A 5,165-nucleotide genomic window follows, 5' to 3' on the forward strand; every position below is an offset into this window, starting at 1 on the left:
GGGATATGAAAGCAAACAAGGAAAATATTTATCTTTTAAAAATACAAAATCAGATAAGTTTATGCGAACAAAAACATTAGGAATAAATTATTTAGAATCCTCGATAAAATATAGGATTGAGAATAAAGAATTTGTTCCGGTTAAGCAGTCAATAATTGATAAACAATGGATCGACAAGTCACAAGCGAAATTTAAAAATAATAAAGGATTAAGCAAATGGGCCACGAAAAAGAATATTAACTATTTAAATGAAATCAGCAGCCAATTGTATAAAAAAAATATCACGCTGGATGAACTTAATGAGGTTGAATTAAAGAAAGATCATTTAATCGAAAACTTTGAAAAACAGCTTACTTTATTTGATGATGAAATTTACAAATTGGATAAAATGAAAGATTGTTTTGCTGTTTATAAAAGTAGTTATCCATTGATACAAGAATATAAAGCAAGCGAAGATAAAACTCTTTTCAAACAAGAAAATTATTCGAAATTTAAGCAGTATGATACTGCAAAAAGAAATATGAATTATCTAAAAAAGCAATACAATATTATTGATGAATCTAGCCTTTATTCTAAGTTGTCTATGCTCAAACAAGATCGCAATATTTTTTACGGAAGTCTTGGGAAAAATGCAGAAAAACAAAGGGAAATTCAAAGGAAAATGCAACGGCAAGAGGAAATTAAAAAGCAACAGCAGCAGAGAAAACGTGGAATTGGCAGATAAATTCCGAAGGAAAATAGACAAACTCTGTGTTATATTTCTTACTAGATGGGCTAGTTAGTGGCACTCCCCATTTTTGTATCGGAGGTGGTAGTATTCAAATATGGGATCAAATCATGACTGCCCAAGAAGCCAGTATAAAATTAGGCATGAATCCGAAATACATTTATCTGCTTTGGAGACGGGGATCTGATTTACTATTAAAAGGCAGTGTTGAAATGAAAGGTAGTACCCTTTTAATAACAAAGGAAGGTTATGAACACTTAGAGAAATTAACAAAAATAGAGAGCGACCTGGCGATTAATTCCCCTAATCTCCAGGTCAGTTATGAAGTGGGCCAACACTTCTAAGCTCTCCGGTATATCTATTATACTGAATTTAAGATAGCATTTTAACGATAAAAAAGACCTGAAGAAAAACCAATCTTTAGGTCTTTTTTTATGTTTCCAGTCATGAAACTACATCGAAAGCGATCTTCTGCAGGCAATGCTTATTGTAGCGTATGACGTTTTCAGCATATCGATGGTTGTTCATTGGTTTGCTAAGTATCTTGCCTATCAACTATCTCTCTAAGAGGAAAAAGGGAAATGGGGAAACCCCTTCCTTTTTTCTATCTTGTTGCTTTCTTTTTGCAAGCAATTTTATATTTAAAGTCTTAAAACCCAAAAATAATCTTAATTCAACTTGTTTTAAATGCCTTTTTGCAAGCAAAAAGATAGCAATTAAACAAAAAAATAAATTTTTTTAAAATGACTTTATTAATGATTGCAAAATGCTTGCATTTTGCTTTAAAAAAATATATTATAAAGATAGTTAATAAAGCAAAAGAAAAGGGGAATGCAAAATGGTTACGAATATTGAAACGAAAACTGATTTCACTACTTTTTTAGCAAATGATATTGGAAACGATAAAATGAAAATCCGTGAATCTGAAAATCCTAATTCAGATGTTTATAAAATTGAATCAGCTTATCGCAGATTAACCAGAAAACCGGAGGTTCAAGAGCTGGATTTACAAAAAAACGTTACGGGGCTTTTGGATAACCTAGTGGTAAATATCACAAGTGACGCTATAAAAAGAAGTGGGCTATATGCCATTGGTAAAAAAGCAACCAATGTAAGTAAAAGCGGTTTATACAATATGGATATTGAATCAGGTGAAAAACACGAAGAGGATTTTATGTTGATTGGATCATTAGGATTTATAGCTGCCCGTACAGTCCAAAAAGAGTACGCTTTAAATAGTGAAGTTCGGCCAGTGCTTTCTACTAATGTTTTCATGAGTACAGCGATTCCAGCCAGTCAGCATAATGCGGTAAATGCGAAGTTTTTAGAAGAAAGATTCACGAAGAATACGCATATCGTCATTGTGTTTTTAGGAGATAAACAAGTTACTGTAAACGTTACTTTTGAAAGAGTTAAAGTAATGAAAGAAGGAGTACCAGCATTATACGCTATTTTAGAGGGCGAAAATGAAATGTTTAAAGAGTTTAATCAGAATTATAAATTGAATTGGACCGGAAAAGATTTTGCGGATAAAAAAATCATGCATACTGATATTGGTTCAGGAACCACAGAATACATTTTTACAAATGGAGTAAACCCAGTTTCGGATCGTTGTTCAGGTGAACGTCAAGGAATGGGACATGCTATAGCTGCAGCAATTGAATTATTGAAAGATGAACGTAAAGGATTAAGTATTAACCGTCAGCAGTTTAGTAAGTATATCGAGCAACCAAATGAATATCCAAAGGATAGTGAGCTAGCGAAAACATTTTTAGCAGAAACTAGTTTAGAACAGTCTGATTCGATTTTAGATAGCATTATTACTAAAAATGCGAGAGATATGTCAAATGAAACAGAAATTTTTACTGTATATGGTGGAGGTAGTATAGAGTTCAAGGATGAAATGTATGCTGAATTAAACAACTATACTGAATCACAAAATGCTAAACTCTTATGGATTCCACAAAAGTATGCAGTCACAATGAATGTTGATGGATTAAACAATTTAAACAGAAACCTATTCTATTCAAAAGAATTAGAAATGTAGGGTAAAAAAGGAATGATGATTCTATGAAAGCAGAAGAAAAAAAGAAAGCGATCAATTGTCGTTTCCAACTAACTGAAACAGACGAGTTTTTTCAATGGCTAAATAATCAATCCAATATGACCATAGCAATAAGAAATTTGATCTACCATGCAATTGACCTTTACGGCACAGGGGATTTTTTAGCACCGGAAATACAAAAAGAAGTCATGAGAAACACCTTTATTTTTGAAGCTGCCCAAAACGGCATAGGAGGACCTGTGAATCCATTTGCAGACACTGGGAGTAGTCCTCAACAGGTAGAAATTAAAAATGAGCGTGATAAGAAGCTAGTCCAAGAGGAAGGTGCAGAAACAAAGAGTGAAATACAATTAGAAGAAAAAGCAAAGGGCAATGATATTTATGGGAATATAGATTTAAATAATCTTTAAGAAATCTTAACAACAAAATAAAAAAATGGCTGCCATGAGTGATAAGTTCCTCATGGCTTTTTCGTGCGACCGGTTAACCAAGAACTCATAAAAGAACAAAAATTAATTATTGATTAAAAAGTGGGACCATTAAGCACTTTTATTCATTCCATGTTCCAATTTTTATCATATGGTATCGAGGTGATGAGTCCAACTGAAGTGTCAGTTTTCCCAACAAGAAAATAGCAATGACCATCTTTTATCAACATTGAACCAGGTGGTAGTTTCTCCTCTTCTTCCGTTAATTGTAATTCAGGTGCATACTCGATACGAATATCTTTAAACCTGTAGATTTCTTTCCATCTTTCGAAGTTGATATTTTCTCTATTTGATATAGCTTCAATTATCTGTTCAGCATCCTGTAGTACAATTTCATAATTATACGGATAGAGCAATCGGATTTTTTCAAGTGACTTTCCAGTGTGATCATTGTGGTATAACGCATTGAATGCAATGGTTATTTGAAATGTTCTATTTTCTAAAACATGATATATCTTCAGCGATGCAATATGCTTGCTATTATCTACTACCTTGTCAAAATTCCAGCCTTTATAAGTATTTTTAATTTTCTTCAATAAAAAAAGGTTTGATATTGAACAATTAAATCCATCATTATCAAGATGCTCAATTATATAATCCTTACTATATGCTTCTTTCCGCAATTCTTCCCCGAAATAATAATCAAATGAGATCTGATGTAATGTTTTTTTATATTCCTTTGAATACGGATATTTGTAATTTTCTTTAGCTTCCTCGGTTTCAGGAATTCTAAATCTTGCATTTTTGATTAGGTCATACATTTCAGGAGTATGGTCTACAAATGCTAGTTTCTTCATCCCCATAATGTTTATAGATATTTTATCATTGCATACTTCTAATGTTACTTGTTCCTTTTTATCCATAAATTTTCACCTTTCTAGATTCATACTTTTTGGTGTTCAATGATTATCTCTTCCTATGGGAACCAACAATCCTGAATGGAATGAAGCGCTTGACTCCTTTTGACAAAATCTCTTGATCGATCTCCATTGCAACGTTAAAACACCTTTGTGTTCCTTATGCAACTAACACACCCGTTACTTGAATAAGAAAACAGGATCGCCAAAACAATCCTATCCTCAACTTAAACACCCGTCACTTAACAAGCTTTTGTTCTAACTCATCTTTTTGGCGCAAGTGATGACGAAAATGCATACCAACCAAATCATACCATTCCCTTGCATTCAGCCATCCGAACCCTCCATGCTCGACTTTATAATTAGGGTTAATATTATCCACTTTCGATTCCCATTGGCTTAACCTTAGAATTACTTGATCCATTCTGCTGATAAGATCGTCCTTTCTATCTGAATTATTAGGTGGAGTATTTAGTTCGTCCGGTAATTTAATTTTAATTGGTGGAAACCCTCCAATCTTATATAAATGCTTACCAAACTCCGTTTTCCCAAGGGGTTGTTCATCATTTAAGGTGAAACATGTATCCATATTATCTAGATACTCATGGGCAACAAGGATTAAATGGTCATACATTTGCCCAATAGACCAAACCGTTTCTTCAGATTTATATCTTAGCTGTTCCAAAGAGTAATTTTGAAGCTCATTTTTGTAAGTATTAATTAGTTTAAGTTCGCTCAATTTAATTCCTCCTTTATATTAATTAACTCAAATCTAAAACTTTTACATTTTTTGTATATTTAACTAATTATTCAATTTTCTATTACAAATACCTGCTTCAACAAACCTACCCCTTTAGTTCCATAAGAAAAGAGCTGCCTTAAAGACAGCTCCGATCTTCAGCTAACGCACCCGTTAGTTTAAGTACAATCCTTCACAATCTGCTTCTTTTATAAATCTAAAAACATTGCAAAATTAGTGAAATCCTATTTCTATTTATTGCTTAATTTAGTTTATTAGATAAGTTTTC

At 32.6% G+C, this 5,165-nt stretch carries 5 protein-coding genes and 1 pseudogene; 4 read left to right on the forward strand and 2 right to left on the reverse strand.

Annotation, left to right across the window (positions count from 1 at the left end; all coding sequences use genetic code 11):
* The 4 genes and pseudogenes from N0M92_RS28740 to N0M92_RS28755 all read left to right on the forward strand — a co-directional run.
* Positions 1 to 724 (forward strand): annotated as a pseudogene (locus N0M92_RS28740) (relaxase/mobilization nuclease domain-containing protein); the annotation flags it as partial.
* 113 nt (positions 725 to 837) lie between these two features.
* Positions 838 to 1,071 (forward strand): hypothetical protein, encoded by a 234-nt coding sequence (locus N0M92_RS28745; protein WP_260288977.1) that lies wholly within the window; start codon positions 838 to 840, stop codon positions 1,069 to 1,071.
* Between the two features lie 494 nt (positions 1,072 to 1,565).
* On the forward strand, positions 1,566 to 2,774 hold the full coding sequence (locus N0M92_RS28750; protein WP_260288978.1) for a ParM/StbA family protein: 1,209 nt from the start codon (positions 1,566 to 1,568) through the stop codon (positions 2,772 to 2,774).
* A 23-nt stretch (positions 2,775 to 2,797) separates the two neighbouring features.
* Complete coding sequence (locus N0M92_RS28755) at positions 2,798 to 3,202, forward strand: endonuclease Q family protein (RefSeq protein WP_260288979.1); 405 nt, start codon at positions 2,798 to 2,800, stop codon at positions 3,200 to 3,202.
* A 143-nt stretch (positions 3,203 to 3,345) separates the two neighbouring features.
* Here the strand turns inward: N0M92_RS28755 and N0M92_RS28760 are convergent, their stop codons facing one another.
* On the reverse strand, positions 3,346 to 4,143 hold the full coding sequence (locus N0M92_RS28760) for a hypothetical protein (RefSeq protein ID WP_260288980.1): 798 nt from the start codon (positions 4,141 to 4,143) through the stop codon (positions 3,346 to 3,348).
* A gap of 232 nt (positions 4,144 to 4,375) precedes the next feature.
* Positions 4,376 to 4,876, reverse strand: a complete 501-nt coding sequence (locus N0M92_RS28765; RefSeq protein WP_260288981.1) for a DinB family protein — start codon at positions 4,874 to 4,876, stop codon at positions 4,376 to 4,378.
* Positions 4,877 to 5,165: the final 289 nt, after the last annotated feature.

The organism is Peribacillus aracenensis (genome assembly GCF_025175645.1).
Taxonomy (GTDB): domain Bacteria; phylum Bacillota; class Bacilli; order Bacillales; family DSM-1321; genus Peribacillus; species Peribacillus aracenensis.